The 19,298-nt window shown below is 32.0% G+C and carries 14 protein-coding genes and 1 other RNA gene; 3 read left to right on the forward strand and 12 right to left on the reverse strand.

All coding sequences use genetic code 4. The features are described 5' to 3' along the window. Window positions 1-4 precede the first annotated feature (4 nt). From parE to ACWXVN_RS02435, 9 genes are all read right to left on the reverse strand, one after another. On the reverse strand, window positions 5-1,939 hold the full coding sequence (parE, locus tag ACWXVN_RS02395; RefSeq protein WP_455979002.1) for a DNA topoisomerase IV subunit B: 1,935 nt from the start codon (window positions 1,937-1,939) through the stop codon (window positions 5-7). Between the two features lie 185 nt (window positions 1,940-2,124). Beyond that, window positions 2,125-6,486, reverse strand: a complete 4,362-nt coding sequence (rpoC, locus tag ACWXVN_RS02400; RefSeq protein WP_455979003.1) for a DNA-directed RNA polymerase subunit beta' — start codon at window positions 6,484-6,486, stop codon at window positions 2,125-2,127. A 2-nt stretch (window positions 6,487-6,488) separates the two neighbouring features. Further along, window positions 6,489-10,076 (reverse strand): DNA-directed RNA polymerase subunit beta, encoded by a 3,588-nt coding sequence (gene rpoB, locus ACWXVN_RS02405; protein WP_455979004.1) that lies wholly within the window; start codon window positions 10,074-10,076, stop codon window positions 6,489-6,491. Window positions 10,077-10,252: 176 nt separating this feature from the next. Continuing rightward, a complete protein-coding gene (rplL, locus tag ACWXVN_RS02410; RefSeq protein WP_455979005.1) occupies window positions 10,253-10,624 on the reverse strand; it encodes a 50S ribosomal protein L7/L12 in 372 nt (123 codons plus the stop codon). Between the two features lie 14 nt (window positions 10,625-10,638). Next, complete coding sequence (gene rplJ, locus ACWXVN_RS02415; RefSeq protein WP_455967835.1) at window positions 10,639-11,136, reverse strand: 50S ribosomal protein L10; 498 nt, start codon at window positions 11,134-11,136, stop codon at window positions 10,639-10,641. A 141-nt stretch (window positions 11,137-11,277) separates the two neighbouring features. Continuing rightward, window positions 11,278-12,849, reverse strand: a complete 1,572-nt coding sequence (locus ACWXVN_RS02420) for an alpha-amylase family glycosyl hydrolase (protein ID WP_455979006.1) — start codon at window positions 12,847-12,849, stop codon at window positions 11,278-11,280. A gap of 2 nt (window positions 12,850-12,851) precedes the next feature. Continuing rightward, the gene (gene holA, locus ACWXVN_RS02425; RefSeq protein ID WP_455979007.1) at window positions 12,852-13,799 is read right to left on the reverse strand and encodes a DNA polymerase III subunit delta; all 948 of its coding nucleotides are present in this window, start codon (window positions 13,797-13,799) and stop codon (window positions 12,852-12,854) included. A gap of 119 nt (window positions 13,800-13,918) precedes the next feature. Next, window positions 13,919-14,854 carry a ComEC/Rec2 family competence protein gene (locus ACWXVN_RS02430; RefSeq protein ID WP_455979008.1) on the reverse strand — a complete coding sequence of 312 codons (936 nt, stop codon included), beginning with the start codon at window positions 14,852-14,854 and terminating at the stop codon, window positions 13,919-13,921. Between the two features lie 344 nt (window positions 14,855-15,198). Further along, on the reverse strand, window positions 15,199-15,717 hold the full coding sequence (locus ACWXVN_RS02435) for an MAG0490 family ComEA-like DNA-binding protein (protein WP_438341267.1): 519 nt from the start codon (window positions 15,715-15,717) through the stop codon (window positions 15,199-15,201). An 81-nt stretch (window positions 15,718-15,798) separates the two neighbouring features. Here ACWXVN_RS02435 and rnpB point away from each other — a divergent pair. The 3 genes from rnpB to pgsA all read left to right on the forward strand — a co-directional run bounded on the left by rnpB (window position 15,799) and on the right by pgsA (window position 17,457). Next, window positions 15,799-16,107, forward strand: an RNA gene (gene rnpB / locus ACWXVN_RS02440) — RNase P RNA component class B. A 173-nt stretch (window positions 16,108-16,280) separates the two neighbouring features. Beyond that, window positions 16,281-16,895 carry an MHJ_0274 family protein gene (locus ACWXVN_RS02445; RefSeq protein WP_455979009.1) on the forward strand — a complete coding sequence of 205 codons (615 nt, stop codon included), beginning with the start codon at window positions 16,281-16,283 and terminating at the stop codon, window positions 16,893-16,895. Continuing rightward, the gene (pgsA, locus tag ACWXVN_RS02450) at window positions 16,882-17,457 is read left to right on the forward strand and encodes a CDP-diacylglycerol--glycerol-3-phosphate 3-phosphatidyltransferase (RefSeq protein ID WP_455979010.1); all 576 of its coding nucleotides are present in this window, start codon (window positions 16,882-16,884) and stop codon (window positions 17,455-17,457) included. The genes ACWXVN_RS02445 and pgsA overlap by 14 nt, the downstream gene beginning before the upstream one ends. 34 nt (window positions 17,458-17,491) lie before the next feature. On the opposite strand, the gene hpt is transcribed toward pgsA, so the two are convergent. The 3 genes from hpt to greA form a co-directional block, all read right to left on the reverse strand. Next, on the reverse strand, window positions 17,492-18,034 hold the full coding sequence (hpt, locus tag ACWXVN_RS02455) for a hypoxanthine phosphoribosyltransferase (RefSeq protein ID WP_438341270.1): 543 nt from the start codon (window positions 18,032-18,034) through the stop codon (window positions 17,492-17,494). Further along, window positions 18,034-18,693 (reverse strand): deoxynucleoside kinase, encoded by a 660-nt coding sequence (locus ACWXVN_RS02460; protein WP_455979011.1) that lies wholly within the window; start codon window positions 18,691-18,693, stop codon window positions 18,034-18,036. The genes hpt and ACWXVN_RS02460 overlap by 1 nt, the downstream gene beginning before the upstream one ends. Before the next feature lie 133 nt (window positions 18,694-18,826). After that, window positions 18,827-19,297 (reverse strand): transcription elongation factor GreA, encoded by a 471-nt coding sequence (gene greA / locus ACWXVN_RS02465; RefSeq protein WP_438341272.1) that lies wholly within the window; start codon window positions 19,295-19,297, stop codon window positions 18,827-18,829. Between the last annotated feature and the right edge of the window lies 1 nt (window position 19,298).

Here is a 19,298-nt window from a genome sequence, read left to right on the forward strand (position 1 = left end):
CTCCTTAATCGATTTTATAGTCATCTTCTAGAGAAAAGTCAATGTTATTTTCAATTCAGCGTTTTCTTGCTTCAGCATTTTTACCCATAAAAGTTGAAACTCTTTTTTCAGCTAAAACTACATCTTCTAAACTTACTTGAATTAAAGTTCTTGTTTTTGGATTCATAGTAGTTTCCCATAACTGATCGGCATTCATTTCCCCTAACCCTTTATAGCGTTGCACTGTATAAGAAGAAAATTCAGCTAGTATTTGACGCAATTCTTCATCACTTCAAGCATAAGTTACTGGATCGTATGTTTTAGATTTTCCACTGATTTTGTATAAAGGTGGCAAAGCGATGTAGACATGACCATTTTCAATTAATGGTTTCATGTGTCTAAAGAAGAATGTGAGTAAAAGAATTTGGATATGTGCTCCATCGGTGTCGGCGTCAGTCATAATGATTATTTTGTTATATTGAAGATTTTTAAGATTAAAATCTTCTCCAATTCCAGCTCCTAAAATGTTAATTATTGTGGCTAGTTCTTCATTTTTTAGAATGTCAAGTAATTTTTCTTTTTCTGAGTTAACAACTTTACCTTTTAGTGGCAAAATAGCTTGAATTTTAGCATCACGACCTTGTTTAGCACTCCCACCAGCCGAATCTCCTTCGACTAAAAACAGTTCTTTTTCAGTTGAATTTTTTGATTGGGCAGGAGTTAATTTTCCGCTGATAGTCTTTTTGTTTTGTAATTTATCTTTTACTTTTCTTACTTCATTACGAGCGTTACGGGCAGCAGTTCTGGCATCGAATGCTTTCTTGATTTTGTTAAGAATTTTTTCTGATTCTTGCTTATTTTCGTTTAGGAAAATTTTTAAATTAGAACTTAATGCTTCATCTACTGCTTCACGTCCTTCTGGAGTTCCTAATTTATCTTTAGTTTGTCCCACGAATTCCAAAATAGCTTCGGGAACTTTTAGACTAATAATTGCCGTTAAACCTTCACGAACATCACTTCCATCATAACTAGTTTTACCTTTAGCAAAACCTTTTTCTTGTGCATATTCATTGATTGTTTTAGTTAATGCAGTTTTGAAAGCAGTTTCGTGGGTTCCTCCATCTTTAGTTTTAATGTTATTAACGAATGAAACAATAGTTTCCGAGTAGCTATCAGTATATTGGATAGCAATTTCAACGTCAATTCCTTTAAATTGTGATTTAAAAAAGATGATGTCAGTTATTATGTCTTTGTTTTCATTAACAAAGCGAACATATTCTTTTAAACCATCCTCATATTTAAAAGTTTCACTGGTTTCAGTATTTTCATCAATGAACGTAATTTGTAATTTTGAAATCAAAAAACACGATTCACGAATTTTTTCGATGATTGTTTGGGGATTGAACTTAACTTTTTTGAAAATTGTAGGATCAGGTCAAAAATGAACAAGGGTTCCTTGTTTTGTGGTTGGGCCAATGATTTTTGTTCTTTGAACTATTTCGTCTTGTTTAAATTCAGTTTGATAAATATTTTTGTTTTTATAAATGGTTGCAACCAAGCGGGAACTGAGGGCATTAACTACAGTTGAACCTACTCCGTGTAGTCCTCCACTAGTTTTATAGACTGAGTCATCAAATTTTCCTCCGGCATGAAGTTCTGTGAAAACCAACTCAACTCCAGTCTTTTTGAACTCTTCACGATAATCAACAGGAATTCCTCTTCCATTATCTTCAACACTGATTGATTGATCTTTATGAAGAGTAACGGTAATTTCGGTCGCAAAACCCGCTAAAGCCTCGTCAATTGAGTTATCAATAATTTCTCAAACTAAGTGATGTAGTCCATTGACATCTGTAGAACCAATATACATTCCTGGTCTTTTTCTGACTGGTTCTAAACCTCTAAGTACTTTTAAGTCTTTTGATTCGTAATTTGTATTCATTGTTAAATAATTATACATTATTCAACTTTTAAAGGTTTTTAGTCAATATAAAAATGCGATTTTGCTGAATTTTTAAAATCCAAAAAAGTGCTTATTTTGAGTACTTTTTCAGTCTTAGACAAGTTTAAAATGTTTTGCTTTTTAGTGCTTTGGTGTTTGGGACAAAAAAGATAAAAAAACAGCCCAAAAATTGGGCTATTTAATTATTCTTCATCGATTTCATAGCTATCTTCATCAGTACTTGAATCATCAAAATATTCGTAAATATTTTCAATTTCTCTTTCTTGGTGAATTTGAGTTAATTCTTCTTCTAAATCTTTATTTACTGTTTGTAAATCTAAATTCATTTCGTCATCGTTTTTGAAATAGCTAGCAAATGAACGAATGTTGTATTTTGAATTTTCTTCTACTGGTAAGAAGTTTGTTCCAGCAGGAATTTTCTTACCAACAATGATGTTTTCTTTTAGTCCTTCTAATGGATCTACTTGGTTAGAAATTGCTGCATGAACTAAAATCTTTGTAGTTTCTTGGTATGAAGCAGCTGCTAAGAATGAATCACTTAGTAAAGGAGTTTGTTTTGCTCCTTTAATGATGATATTTCCATATGGAGGACGTTTGTTTTGTGATAATAATTTTCCACTTTCACTTTGGTAGTCAAAAATGTCAACAATTGCTCCAGCAAAGAATTTAGAATCTCCTGGATCAGTGATTACAACTTTAGACATCATTTGACGAACAATGATTTCGATATATTTATCACTAATTGCAATTCCTTGTGAACGATAAATTCTTTGAATTTCTTTTAGCAAGTAATTCTGTACGGCATGAGCATCCGCAATTTGTAGTAAGTCTTTAAGAATAATTGGACCTTCTGAGATTTTTTGCCCGATACGAACATTGTCACCAACTTCAACACGTAGTTTTTTCTTAGTTTCAACGTGTTGAGTAAGAATTTGTGATTCTTTGTTACTGTTGATGTATTCAATTTTAACTAGATAGTGTCCTTCTTTTCCTTCTTGAGTTTCAATTCCAACTACTTGTCCTTCAACAGGAGAAATAACAGCTGGAGTTCCTCAAGGTTGTTCATAAGCATCGATTAATTCAGTTAGACGGGTAAATCCACCAGTAATATCTTCAACCCCAGCAACCCCTCCAGAGTGGAAGGTACGCATGGTTAGCTGAGTTCCTGGTTCCCCGATACTTTGAGCAGCAATAATTCCAACCGCTTCTCCGATGTTTACAAGACGGTTCGTTGCTAAGTCTTTTCCAAAACAGTGTTTACATACACCATTACGTGTATTACATCCAAAAATTGAACGAATTTCAATTTCTTTAATTTCAGCTTTACGTAATTTAGCTACATCAGCAGGAGTAATAAGTTGGTTTTTAGCAATTAATAATTTGTTGTTATTATCATAAACATCTTGATTAGAGAAACGACCTTCAATACGGTCTAACATTGACACGATTGTTTGCTTTGTTTTTGTGTCAGTAATGTCTCTAATTAAGAATCCGTAATCTGATCCACAGTCTTCTTCTTTAACAACAATGTTTTGTGCAACGTCAACTAAACGACGGGTTAGATATCCAGATTTTGAGGTGTTAAGAGCAGTATCGGTTAGTCCTTTACGAGCCCCGTGAGTTGATGAATAGAATTCGTATGCTGTTAGTCCTTCAAGGAATGAAGATTTAACAGGAACTTCAACAGTTGAACGAACTACCCGGTCGTTTTTAGCATCGGCTTTTAGGGTTTTGGTATTGTTTGCCATTAGTCCCCGCATACCTGCTAATTGAACGTAGTTATTAATTGTTCCCCGAGCCCCTGAGTCAATCATCATAATAACTGGGTTATAAGTATTTTGTTTAATAACTTCACTTAGTTGACTTTGAATTTTATCCTTAACTTCAGCTCATTTACGGATAGTTAAGTTATAACGGTCGTCATCAGTTAATTCTCCAGAGTTATAGAATTCTTTTAGTTCGTTGATATATTTATCCCCTTCATCAATGAAATCCGATTTTTTGTCAGTTCCGATGATGTCACTAATAGCAATACTAATACCACTCTTTGTTGAGTACTCAAATCCTAGAGCTTTAATTTTGTCTAGAATTGAAGCTACTTTGTTTGTGTAATCAAATCAAACACCATCTAAAATACGAGCTTTTTCAGCACTTGATAAATAGCTGTAGTAGTTACCGTTTGCGTCTGTTTTTGCTTTATTAAAGCAGTGTTCAAAGTGTTTTTCTGTTAGTTGTGCTAATTCATTAGCGTGTAAAGCATTAATGTTTTTACCATTGTAATCTAGCAATTGAATGTATTCTGATAAGGTTTGTTTGTAATTTTCAGGAGTTAATTTATCAATCACTGTTGCAATATCTTTAATTGAAACAACTGAAACATAACGATCGAATACTAAACGAACAATTTTGGCAATGTTTTTCTTGGTAAATGCTTTTTGAATTCCTAACTCATATTTAATGTAACTTTCAATATCTTGACCACTTCTTAGAACAAAACGTCTTGAGTTTTGTTTGATTTCTTCATTTGTTGTTCCAAAATCAGCGTGGTGAATGAATGGGAATGAGCGTGGGAATACTGAGTTAAAGATGAATTTTCCAACTGAAGAAATGATGTATTTGTCTTCAGGATTGTAAATTGATTCAGATTTATCTTTAATTGCTTCGATTGGCATAGCAACACGAGCATGTAAGTCTACTCTTTTAGCTTCATAAGCACGCATCATGTGTTCGAAGTCACGGAAAATTCTTCCTTCTCCTTTAGATCCTGGCTTTTCTAAAGTTAAGTAGTAAAGACCTAAAATCATATCTTGTGAAGGGTTGATGATAGGTTCTCCATCTTTAGGACCTAGAATGTTTTTATTAGCAAGCATTAGTTCACGAGCTTCTAGTAACGCTTCATCACTAACTGGAACATGGACAGCCATTTGGTCCCCGTCGAAGTCAGCATTGAAGGCAGTACATACTAGTGGGTGTAATCTAATAGCTTTCCCCCGAACTAAAACTGGCTCAAATGCTTGAATACTTAGACGGTGAAGGGTTGGTGCCCGGTTAAGAAGCACTAATCTTCCTTTAATTACTTCAGCAACATGTGGTCAGATTACTGGGTTTTGATCTTCAATCATTTTTTTGGCTTGTTTAATGGTTGAAGCGATTTCTTTTTCAATTAAAACGTTAATAATTCATGGTTCAAATAGTTTTGCAGCCATTTCACGTGGGATACCACATTGGTGCATTTTTAGATTCGGACCAACAACAATAACACTACGACCCGAGTAGTCAACACGTTTTCCCAACAAGTTTTGTCTAAAACGTCCTTTTTTACCAGTTAGCGCATCACTAATTGACTTAAATGGACGGTTATCTTTTGAAAGGACTGGGCTCGGGCTACGACGAGCATTGTCAATTAAAGCATCAACTGCTTCTTGAATCATCCGTAATTCGTTTTGGATAATCAAGTTAGGTGCTTCTTTTTCAATTCATTGTTTTAAACGGTTATTTCTGATGATAATACGACGATATAGTTCGTTAACGTCACTAGTTGAGTGACGTCCTCCATCTAATTGAATTAATGGACGCAAGTCAACAGGGATAACTGGTAGATTGTAAATCAACATTGAGGTTGGTGATTGACCACTTTCAATGAATGAATTAATTACTTGTAAACGTTTGTAAAGTTTTTCGCGATTAGTTTTTTGAGTTGAAGAAATTACTCCATTTGTGTATTCTTCGTGATTGATTTCTCTAATTGCTGCTTCAACTTCACTTTGTTCTTGTTCTAGATTAATGTTTTTTAGTAAATACTCAATAGCTTTTGAACCGGTAGCGATTTTAGCATTTGAGTACTCTTGAATAATGTCATTGAATTCATAGAAGTCAATCCCATAGTCTTGACCGATTTTTGATTCCCCTTTTTCAATCAAGTTTTCGATTGCTTCTTCAATATCTAAACGTTCTTCACTACCTTCTTCAAAACGATATGCTAATTCTTGTAAAGCATCACGGTAGATAGGTCCAGCGTTATTAACTTCAATGATTTTGTTTTTTGGTAGGCTTTTTAGTCCGTCTGATTCTAAAACAATGTGCGATTTGTAGTAAATTAAGTTTTCATAATCCGCACGACGAACATATTCACTAGTATTTTCAACTCTTAAACCTAACAATTTTGCCAAAATTGAGTGGTCAACTTTGTAGTATCAAAAGTGAACAACAGGAGCAGATAGTTCAATGTGACCCATGTGGTTACGACGAGCCATTTTTTGTAAGATGACTGGTTTTTCTAGTTTACACAAGTCAGTTTTTGAACAGTTTTGTCCTTCATTAATTTTTTTGTATTTGTGACCACAGATTGGACAACGGAAGTCAATCATTGGTCCAAAAATTAATTCATCAAATAATCCGTGGCGTTCTGGTTTGTAACTTTTATAGTTAATAGTTTCAGGTTTTGTTACTTCACCATTACTTCAGTTTCGAACATCTTCACTAGTTGCAAGTGCAAGTGAAATATGTGAAATTGAGTCATGATTACCTTTGTAATTTTTTGCCATAATTAGTATTCTCCTTGCGCTTCTAGTGGTAATTGTTCACCAACATGTTTATTTTTTTCTTGCTCACTAACTTCTAATTTAATTCCTAATCCTCTTAGTTCATAACTTAGAACGCTGAATGATTCTGGAGTACCTGGTTGTGGTAGTTTTGAACCTGTAGCAAGAGCATTGTAAAGTTGGTTACGTCCAATAATGTTATCTGATTTGTATGTCAATAATTCTTGCAATACGTTTGTTGCTCCATACGATTCGATAGCTCAAGTTTCCATTTCTCCGAAACGTTGTCCCCCATTTTGACTCTTTCCTCCAAGAGGTTGTTGAGTAATTAATGAGTAAGGACCAACACTACGAGCATGCATCTTGTCATCAACCATGTGGTATAGCTTCAAGTAGTACATGATTCCAACTGAAATAGGGTTATCAAATGGTTCTCCGGTTTGTCCGCTATAGACAGTCATCTTTCCACTTGGATCAACTCCTGCTTCTTGTTGGATTTTCTTGATTTCTTGGTAACTAATTCCATCAAAAATTGGTGAAACAAATTTAGTATTCAATTTTCTTGCAGCCAGTCCTAAGTGCAATTCAAGAACTTGTCCAATGTTCATCCGTGAAGGAACCCCTTGTGGGTTAAGAAGAATATCAAGTGGTGTTCCGTCTTCTAGATATGGCATATCTTCTTCTGGTAAAACGATTGAAACAACCCCTTTATTTCCGTGCCGTCCGGCCATTTTGTCCCCGACTTTGATTTTACGTTTTTGTGCAATTGAGACCTTAACGATTTTTTCGATTCCATCTTCTAGCGAATCACCATTTTCGCGACTTAGAACATCAACAGCAACAACTGTTCCTGCGTGTCCGTGTTTAACTTTTAGTGATGTATCTTTGTGAGTTGATGTTTTTTGTCCAAAGATAGCAGCCATTAGTTTTTCTTCAGGACTTGGGTTTTCTTCAGCTTTTGGTGAAACACGTCCTACAAGAATGTCTCCAGCACTAACTTCTGATCCAACTCTAACAATTCCTTCTTCAGTCAAGAAACGTTTCGAACGATTAGAAACATTAGGAATTTCACTGGTTAGAATGTCGTCTCCAGCTTTTGAACGACGGAATTGAATGGTTTGTTCTTCAATATGGATTGATGTATAAACGTCATCTTTAACTAATCTTTCGTTAAGAATAACAGCATCTTCATAGTTGTATCCAAATCAGGTGCTGAATCCAACAAGTACGTTTTTACCTAGAGCTAATTCTCCGTTTTCCATACTTGGTCCATCAGTTAGCAAATCACCTTTAGCAATTTCTTGTCCAACTTTAACGATTGGTCTTTGGTGAATAACTGTTCCTTGGTTTGAACGCTCAAAAGTGCGTAATCAGTATTTGATTGCTTGTTTTTGTCCGTTTGGTTTGATGTCAATTCTTGAAGCATCAACGAAAGTTACAACTCCATCGTGGTTTGAACGAATGTTAGCAGCTGAGTATTTAGCAATATCTGCTTCAACTCCAGTTGCAACTAATGGCGCTTCAGGTTTAATCAATGGAACTGCTTGACGTTGCATGTTTGATCCCATCAGTGCCCGGTTAGCATCGTCATTTTCCAAGAATGGAATAGCTGAAGCAGCGATTGATGTCATTTGACGTGAACTAACTCCTAGGTAGTTAACATCTTTAGCATCAACTTCAATATAGTCATTGTTTTTACGAACAACAACTTTAGGATCTAAAATTTTTCCATTTTCATCAATATTAATTGATGATTGGGCAAATGAGTAATTTACTTCTTCAATTGCTGATAAGTAACGAACATCGTTAAAATCAACAACTCCGTTATTTACTTTAAAGTATGGAGTTTGAATGAATCCGTGTTTATCAATGTTGGCATATGAAGCCATATTTAAGATAAGTCCGATGTTTGGTCCTTCAGGTGTTTCAATCGGACAAATACGTCCATAGTGAGTTGAGTGAACGTCACGAACATCGAATTGTGCTGTATCACGGTTAAGTCCTCTAGGTCCCAAACTGGTTACCCGACGTTTATTCGAAATTTCTCCTAGTGGATTAACTTGATCCATGAATTGTGAAAGTTTTGATGAGTTGAAGAATGTCTTCATTTGGTTGTAAATAGGCTTGTTGTTTGTTACATTTTTAGCAGTAATTTTTTCAATGTCTTTTCCAGAAATCTTTTCACGTGAAACTTTTTCAAGTCTTAGTAATCCAATTCTGAATTGGTTTTGTAATAATTCTCCAATTGTAACAATTCTCTTATTTACAAGCGAGTCATTATCATCACTAGTTCCTACTCCTTCTAATAAATTAAAGTAGTATGAAACAGCAGCAATAATGTCAGGAATGATTAAGTGTTTATCTTCTGAACTTTGATCATTTCCGATAACTAAAACAGGTTCACTATTTAATTCCATTGCTTTTTCAGTAGGTCAAATACGAACCATTGAAACATTTAGTTTGTTTGCTAATGATTTTGTTGGGGTACTTAATTGATTTGCATAGATTGTTTCACTAATATCTGGTAATCTTGTTAAATCAATGTTTCCATTTTTAAAATCATCATTAATTTTGGTTGCTAGATCAGGAGTAATGAATGTTCCTTTTTTATAAATTACACTTACTACTCCGTCTTCATCAGTTTTGATTAAATCTTGAGCTAAATATGAGTTTACGATACGATCGATAACACTTAGTTTACGGTTAATAGTAAAACGTCCAGTGATTGCTAGATCATAACGTTTTTCGTTGAATAGTACATTTGGTAATAGATTTCTAACACTATCATCAGTCATTCTATCCCCACGACGGATGATACGGTAAATTTGTTCCTGTGAAAGTCTTATAGCTTCTTCACGGTCATCTTCTTTTACCTTGTCTTTTCTTAAAGTTTCAGCTAAAACATCATTTGTACCAAACAAATTAGTAATTGATGCTTCAGTTAATCCTAATGCTTTTAAAAATGTAGTTAAGTAAATTCCTTTGTTTTTGTCAATCTTAATTTTTACTGAGTCAACACTAACTCCAGTAACTTTGTGGCTAATTTCTAATCATGAACCAACGTGTGGGAAGATTTCAAGTTTGTTGAACAGGTCGTTAGCTTGTTTGTTCCGAACTCCTACTCCAAAATATGCTCCGGTTGAACGAATTAATTGGCTAACAATAACTTTTTCACTTCCGTTGATAATGAATGTTCCACCATCAGTCATAATTGGAATTTCTCCAAAAACAACTTCATAGTCTTCAGTCTCACCAGTTGTTGTGTTAGTTTGACGAAGAGTTGCTTTTAATTTTCCAACGTATGAAGAACCTTTTTGCTTAGCGGTTTTGATTGATTCGAATTCTGATTTACTTGGTTTTTCAAAAACACGTGAGTTTTTCTTATATTCAATTCTTACTTTGTTAGGAACTTCGATAGGGTAAACTGAGTTTAGTTCTTCTTCAATTCCTTGGTCAATGAATTGTTCAAAAGAATCACGTTGCATTTTTAAAAAGTCTGGGGTTTTAAAAACTTTAGGAGATTTTGAATAATCACGCCGAATGGTAATCGGCCCGAATTTTCTTTCAATAAATTTTTGGTGGTTTTGTTCCATATTTAACTCCTCAGAAATAATGCTTGGCTTAAGCCAAATTTTTTGTTTAAAAAATGTTTTTTGTATACAAAATTTATTCAGTTTTGAGTGTTTTTGGTGTTTTTAGGCGAAAAATAAAAGTGCCTTAATAAAACAACAAAAATGGCATAGAGCCATTTAATGTTTATAGAAAATTATTAATCGATTGAAACTTCTGCACCAGCAGCAACAAGTTTAGCTTTGATTTCTTCAGCTTCATCTTTTTTAACGTTTTCTTTAACAACTGCAGGAGCTGATTCAACTAATTTTTTAGCTTCCATTAGTCCTAATCCTGTTGCTTCTTTAACAGCTTTAATAACGTTAACTTTTTGGTCTCCAGCTGATTTTAGAGTAACATTGAATTCTGTTTTTTCTTCTGCTGCACCAGCTGCTGGAGCGGCTGCTGCTACTGCAACTGCTGAAGGGTCAATTCCGAATTCTTCTTTTAGTCCTTCAACTAGTTCCATAACTTCTTTAATGTTCATTTCTTTTAATGCAGAGATAAATTCTTCTTTTGTTAATTTTGCCATAGTTTTTACCTATCCTATCCTTGTAATTTGTTTTCTTTTACTAACATATCTAGACCAATTGAAAGATTTCTCAATGGCGCAAGTAGTGAGTTTCCAAGTAACATAAGTGCTTCTTCGTAGCTTGGTAGAGAAGCAACTACTTGAACTTCTTGGGCATCAATTACCCGGTTTTCATAAATTCCAGCTACAACTTCTAGTTGAGGGAATTCTTTAGCAAACTTAGCGATAACTTTAGCTGCTGACATATCATCGTTATTTGAAAATGCATAAATGTTAGCACCTGTTAAGTAGTCGTTAAGAGCTTCGTGACCTAAAGCAGGAGTAGCTTGTTTTACTAAACGGTTTTTGTAAACTTTTAAAGTTACACCTAGAGCTTTAGCTTCTTTTCTCAATGTTTGTAATTGTTCAACGTTTAATCCTTGGTAACGTGCAACAACTAGAGCATGAGAATTTTTTAAAGCATTAGTAATTTCGTCAACTACCAAAACTTTAGCATTTCTTAAGTCGCTCATTTTGTCTCCTTTTAAGATTTTGGATACAATACATCAAAACTTCTATACTCGATAACAAATTAAGCTTTCGCAGTTATTGTCTTCATATATTGCTTTTCAATTTTATCACATTTTAATTAATAATTTACATAAGTTTTTAGCTTATTTTTCAGCATTAAATTTCTCAATGTCATCGTCTTTTTTAACTAGGATTAAACTTTCGAAAGCATCTAGTTGCTCTGGTGTTGTGGTGTAGGTTTTATCTGAGTAGCTAGAAGCAAAAATTTGTCATTTTTTACCTACCTTGTAGTAACAAGGTTTTTTGCTTAAATTAACAACAAATATCATTTTTTGATTTTGGTGTTTACGCACAACTTTTAAAATTTTGCGATTTAGTGAGATTCTAAAATGAGTTGAACCGTATTTCATTAAATCACCTCAATCATCATCATTAACAAGACTTAGTAAGAAGCGATAAAAATTAAGCGGTGAGTTTTTATTGTTTGCTTCTGAAGTAAAGTTAATTTCCTTAAAGTTTTCTGGTTTTGTAAAACTAATTTCTCTTTGTTGTGAAAATCCAGCATTAAGTTGATTAGATCAGCTCATTACCCCATTAGTACTAATTGGGTGTTGATAGGATATTGATTTTAAAAACTTTTCGTTACTAATATTTTTTGATTCAAGATTACGTTTAATTTCATTAAAATTAGCAATTTTGTACTGTGAATTATCAGAAATCTTTGCTTTTAACATTCCAAGTTCATCACCATAATAAGTTGATGTTGAGTTAGCACTAGAAAACAACAACAAGGCCAGTGACTTAGCAGACTCAAATTTGTAAGCGTTTTCATCACCCCAACGTGAATTAATTCTTCCTGTTTTATCTGATGCAAGTGAAATAATAAATTGATGCAATTTTGAGTATTTTTTGATTTCTTTAAATAATTTTGCTGGCCGGAAAGTTCGCATCAGGTAGTTTTTATAATTTTTGTCTCTTCCAATTAAAGCAAAGTAATTTAAAAACACATAATCGCAAATAGTAGCATCAGCTGAAAGAAGTTTTTTTATGAATTTATGAGATACATTGTTGGCTGATAAGACTAATTTAATCTCACCATCATAACGTTTTGTCATGATGTAAATTTCTTTTAATTTTTGAATCAATTCAGAAGAAAAAGTGTCGCTTTTTTGTACTTGTAAAACTTCAGCATTTTCAATAAAAATATACTTAAATCCTAAACGTCCATAGAATTTCAGGATTGTTTCATAATAGCTTAAGATGTTCGAGTTTAGATCAATTTTGTTTTCACGAACATGTTCGAAAGATACATAACGTTCTAAACTTGATAATTCTTTTTGTTCTTCAAGTGTTTTGTTGTTGTCATAAAATTGATTAGCACGTTTAAAGTTCGTGTAAGTTTGTTGAATTTTTTTAATGTCTATTGTGACAGCTGAAGCAATATTTTTCTCTGCTAATAATTTCACCATTCTTCGCAAGTCATAAAGAGATCCATAGCGATTATGGATTTCATTGATGTTGTCTAATTCCTGGTAGTAGTCAAGGATATTGTTGAACAAAATGACATTAAAATTCATTTTTTCAAAATATTCAATTTTTCTTTCTACTCCTTGATAATCTCCAAAACCAGAATTATTTGTGTCTAAAAACTTGTCAACTTTTAGCTCATAGAAATTTAATTTTGGGTATTTTTTATTCAAAAAATCATTATTCATTTTTACTCCATTAAAACAGTTATAAACTTGCTTAAACAAACCTCTTCAGATAGAAAACCTTCTTTTAAATCTAAATCAAGTTGGCTTACTTGTGACATTCAGCTTTGAATTTGTTCGATTTTATGAAAATTTAAAAAGTTATTGATTAATTTGAAACGAAAGGCATGTAATTTCAGAATCATTATAATTTCTGAATCTGACATCTTATTTTGTCTTAAAACGTGGATTTTTATTGCTTGTTCTAAGATATTTACTACTCAAGTGTTAAGTAACGCAAAAGGAGTTCCCATAAGCATTTGCTCTTCAAATTTTTCATATAGTTTTTCATTGCTTACGCATTTTAGAAAGGCATCACCAAATGCAAATTCAGGATTTTCAGAAAACATTATTTCATCATTTTCCATTGTTTTAAGAGTTATTGGTTGTTCTTTGTTAACTAAGTATTTATCTAAATCTTGGCAAATTAAGAATAAATTCGAACCATAACGAGCAACGATATCGTTTATTGCATCAGGAGTAATAGAACCCTTGTTATCTTCGACATATTTCTTGATAAAAGCATTCATTTCATATGCTTTTAGTTTATTAACTTTTTTGACATTTGCTTTTTTTGTTAGATATTTGAATATTTTTGATTGACTAATTTTAGCTTCTTGTTCACTATATAAAGAAATCAAAACTTCAACTGTTGGTGATAAATTATCAAGAACCTCAATAAATTTGTCGATGTCTTTTTTTTGATTTTTTAAGTCTTTAAATAGCACTAAATTTTCAATAATTACCAATCTTTTTTCATCGAAAATATCAACTGAAGAAAGTGCGTCAAAAATATCTTCCAAATCAGAAGATTCATCAAACTTACGACGGTCAAAAACGTCCTTGTTTGCCTTTATAAACTTTTTAATATAAAATTCGACGAAAAATTTTTCGTCACCATAAACAAAATTCATAATTCTAATTATACCCATTAACTTTTTTGCTGAAAAGTGATATTGTAAAAAGTCGACTTTTTCTTACAGAAAGAAAGGTTATCCAGTCGAAAAAATGCACAGATTTTCACCAATATTGATTAAGTGTATTTAAGAGTTGTGAATTCTCATTTTGATTTTACTTTTTGTTGCTTTTGAAAATAAAATCAAGGTAGGCAAAATAAGTAGAAATATAGAAACGATGTTGTACCAAAACTAAGGATAGGAATAGTGGAAGGTAATGATGTTAAGAAATTCAAAATTCAATTCAAAGAATTAAAAATCAAATAATTAGTATATGGTGACCAAAAGAAAAGAAGTGAATTCAGATAAATGAATGGAATCATTGTGCTAAAGAGCAATTGATAAAATAAAGCCAAAACATTTATTCGTTTCATTATTGATGAAAATAAAACGAGACTGAGAATATAAGCAAGTAGATTAATTTTAATAAACTTCAATCGTGTGTCTTTTGTTGTGACACTCAAACACATAAAAGTTAAGCTATAACTAGCTATTGCACCAATGTTGTAAAAAAGAGTAGGCATGTAAACAAAATTAATAAAGAGCGTTAAATAAAAAGCTAAAACTTTATTTGATTTGTTTGGTTTTTTGCAATCCAAAAGATAAAGAATTACAAAGTAAACAAAGCACCTTAAACCACTGATTGAAAAATTCAGTAAACACAACAATAAAAACAAAATTATAAATGTTGAAAAGTAACAAATGTGGTTATTGATTTTTAACTTTTTAAACATTGTCATTAAACCAAATCCTACTAGTCCAAAATGAAATCCGCTAACCACAAAAATATGACTAATATTCAACTTATAAATGTGCTGAACCACAATGTCATTTTTATCTTTAATACCAAGTAATAAAAGCTTAAGAAACGTTTGGGAAATAACATCGTTTCTTTCAATGTTGTGCATTAAAAAATTGTAAATTTTATTATTATTAAAGACTGAAAAAGTACTGGTTTTAAGTACAAAATCAATTTTTAGTTGGTCTAGAAAAGATTGAGTGTTTTCATTCAAATTTTTTTCAATACAACCTTGTATAAAATAATAGTTTTGAGGCTTAATATAATTTACGTTTTGAACTAAAAAAGTTTTGTTTAAAAACTGGAAAACAAGACCTCTTCTGAATATTATTTTTGGCCTGACAATAACACTAAAGTGCTGGGCATTTTGTCACGCGAGATTAGAAATTAATAGTGCTAACAACAACAAACAAGATAATATCAAAATGGATTTTCAAAAACCTAAACTTGCTATTTTTGATGCTATTAAAAGAATAATAATTGGAAGTAAATAAAAATTGTAATTTTGAAAAAAATAATAACCTAAAATCACAGTCAAGAGACTTACTCAACCATGCTTTACAAAATTAAATGCTCGCGCAATTTGGCAATAGTAATTTCACCAATTTGATCAAGTTTGGCAATATCTTCTCATTGATAATAAGTGTTTTCTTTGAAATAATTGAAAAGACTCTTAGCTTGTTTAGGTGCAATGTTAAGGATTTTAAACTTCTCGATTGTATTAAAAAAACTCACAGGCAATTTAAAGTCCGGCTTAAAAGGGATTTCAACATTCATTTTGTCTTTTAGATGCATACTTAGATCAATTTTTGATCAATCAGCTTGCTTCATTATTCCGACTTTTTTCAAAACGGTTCTCAAAGTTGCATCTTTTTCGAAGTAGTATGTTCCAGGTAATTCTATTGCGCCACTGACAGTGATTTGAAAAAATTCGTTGTAATGCTTGTCATTGTTCCTTTTCTTAGATTTTAGAGTTGACTGGTTTTTCAAATGATTAATACTCAATAAGGAAGCAACCAAAACACTGCCTAGGGCAATGAAAATTAGAACGTTTTTAATCTTTTTAAACTTTTTCATCTACTTATTTAAGTAAATTTTGCTGCGAGTTTTTAAATCGAGTAGATATTCTTTTTTTCAAAAATTAATTTATAATTCTTAATGGCTCGTCGATTGCTGCATTTGTAAAAAATGTAGAGGAAAATCCCGGCTAGCACTTTCTGCGATGAAAGTAGTGTTTGTGCTGAATCTAATAAATTCAGGCAGCATTTGATGCTGACGACTAGTGACACAGAAACTAAGTCTACCCGTTAGGGTAAGAGTGCAAAGGTTAAACTCCGCAAGCTAGAAACCTAAATTATGGTAAGGGAGCTTGGTTAAGGGAATTGAACCAAAACCGAGAAGAATATCAATATTCTTAGATAAATAATCGACATCAATTTACATTGATACAAAACCGGGTTTAAGAGCAGGCACCTTCGGGTGCTTTTATTTTATCTACTCACTTTAATTTTACTATATCGATTTTGTTGAGTCAAGGGATGAGAAAAATGTGGGAATCAAGCTAGCTTAGGCTAAAAAAGACTAAGATTGCTTATGTTATAATTTTAGAAGTTATTAATTCATTAATAAAAGGAACTAACATGCAGAACAATCAATTACTAATCAATTTTACTGAAGCAACAAACACTCAGCAACGACCAACTAGCGCAATGTCATGAGTGACTTATGCAATTTTGGGTGGTATTCTAGTTATTTTGGTAGGTTACATTATTTTCAAAATTATTAAGCACTTTGTTGATAAAAAACGGGAAGTAAGAAAACGTATCAAAAGAATCGAAGTAAACAAAGAAGTTTATCGTGAATATGTTGTAACTATCAATGAAATTATTGATTACTCACTTGAAGAATTAGACAAATTCCAAGTTAGTGTTGGACAAAGAAAAATGTCTGAACTAAAAAATGGAGCTGCTAAACTTTTACAAGTTTTATATGAAAGAGAAGACTTTAAAGATTTTAAAGAAAGTGAAAAATATCAATACTTTGTAAAAGCTTTGGTTACTCTAAATAACACTTCATTGAATACTTGACACAAAAAATGTCAGGAAGAAATGAACTATTTTAAACAATTGCAGACTGAACTGATTGATGATGATGTGCTGAAAACATATCGTCAAAATGCTAAACAAAGTATTAGAGAAAAATTTTATGACGATGAAGATCTAGAACTTGAAGAGGCAAATGATGGAAAACAATAGTATAAAAACAAAAATTCCTAATTTTTTAACCCTTTGTCGTTTGTTTTTAATAGTTCCTTTCATAGTTTTAATGATTGTTCTTAGATACGCTAACGCCATGCATTCAACGAAATGAATACCAATTTACTTCACCAACGTTGCTATCTTTATTTTCTGTATGATCACAGATTTTCTAGATGGTTTTTTAGCAAGAAAATGAAAAGTTGTATCAACGTTCGGAAAGATTTTTGATCCTATAGCCGATAAAGCAATAACAGTGTGTATGCTTCTATTTTTAGCATCAGCAGGGCTTACATATATTCCTTTAGTACTTGTTATTATTGTTCGTGACATTTTTGTAGACGGCGCAAGAATTTGAGCTATTAGTAAAAATAAAGAAGTATCTGCTTCAGTTTGAGGCAAAGTTAAAACTATTGTTATTTCTTTAGCATTGATTGTATTATCATTTGCAATATTTGCACCAACAGGCTTAAATATTTTATTATTCAATATTCCGTTAATAATAGGAGCAATTATTGCCCTAATTAGTGGAGTTATCTACTTAAACAAATACTTAAAATAATCAAAAAGCTCCTTGCATTAAACAAGTGAGCTTTTTATTTTATTAATTCTTTTTTGAGAGTTCCAATATATGGAAGGTTACGCATTTTTTCTTGATAGTCAAAACCAAATCCAACAACAAATTCATTGCCTATTTCAAAACCACTTTTATCGACTTTAAATTCACTTTCACGACCAATTGGTTTATCAAGTAAGCTTAAAACTTTTAAACTCTTAGGATTACGTTGTTTTAGCATAGCAACTACTTTTGAAATTGTACGTCCTGTGTCAACAATATCTTCAACAATCAAAACGTCTTTGTTTTCAATATCAAAAGCCAAATCTAAAACTACTTTTACACTACCTGAACTCTTAGTTGAACCATGATATGAAGAAATTGTCATAAAATCGAGAATAAAATCAACACTAATAGTTTTGATTAACTGAGCAACAAAAGGTATTGCACCCTTTAAAATTGACACAATAATCAAGTCTTTGGAATCTTGATACTGACTATTTACTCAATCACTCAATTCAGTAATTCGCGTTTCAAGTTGACTTTGAGTAAAAAGAACTTTTTCAATGCGTTTATCAATCATTATTTTTTAAAATCCTTGGCGTAATTGTCAATAATTTCGATTGCTTTTTGCATGACTTGTTCTTCAGTCATATTATTTGTATCAATAACAACACGTTTTAGATTGTATTTTTTACATAATTCCAAAAATGTTGAGTAGTAATTAGCATGCAAGTGTTTGAAATAGTCATAGTTTGCTTCTCAGTTATCAACTTCACTTGCCCGACCTCTTTGAAAAATTCTTTTTTGGAATGTATCAAAGTTGATGTCTAAATAAATTGCTATATCAGGTAGTTCATCTTCAGTAATTAAGTGTTCGAATAAAGCATCATATGCTTTTAGATATCTTTCACCTTTTTGTTGCAAAATGATTTTTGCAAAAATGTAATGTTCTAGACTAAAACGGTCTAAGAAAATGTGATCTTTTTGCATATTAGGATTACTTGCTAAATAATCCTTCATCATTTGATTGAATTTTGTTGAGTGACTTTCAACTATGTAAGATTGAAAACCAATCGTTAAATCTGGTTTTTTCTCGTATAGTCATTTTAAAAATGTGTTGAATACTTCATCATTCTCGTCAAATTCGTGTAGTAATTTGGCGTTTTCATAGTGTTTTTGTAGTTTGTCCGATAGTGATGATTTTCCACTTGAAATCATTCCACTGATACCAATAATCATAATGTGTCCTCCCGTTTTTTATGTTTCTATTTTAGAGTAAAAATTGGGACTTTGAAATAAAAAAATGAATAATTTTTGACTACCACTTTTTGTCAAAATTTTGACAAAAAAATCACCGAAGTGATTTGTTTTTTTATTCGATATTAATGATTTTTACGATGTATTTTTCGGGCGCGTCAACTTCAGTTTCTTCGTTAACTTTTTTACCTAAAACTGCTTTTGCTAGTGGGCTTTGGTTTGAAATTTTCTTTGCAAAAGGATCAGCATCAAGAGAACCTACAATGGTTAAAACTTTTCTTTCACCATTTTTTTTGTTTTCGATTGTTACTGTAGAACCAATTGAAACAGTGGTTTTTTTGTTTTTTGTGTCAATTAAAACGTGATTTTCTATAATGTGTTGAATTTCGTTAATTCTTGATTCAATTTGGGCTTGTTTATCACGGGCTGCATCATATTCAGCATTTTCTGAAAGGTCACCTTGTCCACGTGCTTCTTTAATTTCGTCAATAACTTGTGGACGAACTACATTACGTAAATAATCTAATTCAGCAACATATTCGTCTAAACGTTCTTTTGATAAGTAAATAATATCTTTTTCTTCCATT

The sequence above is a fragment of the Mycoplasma sp. 4044 genome (genome assembly GCF_053851695.1).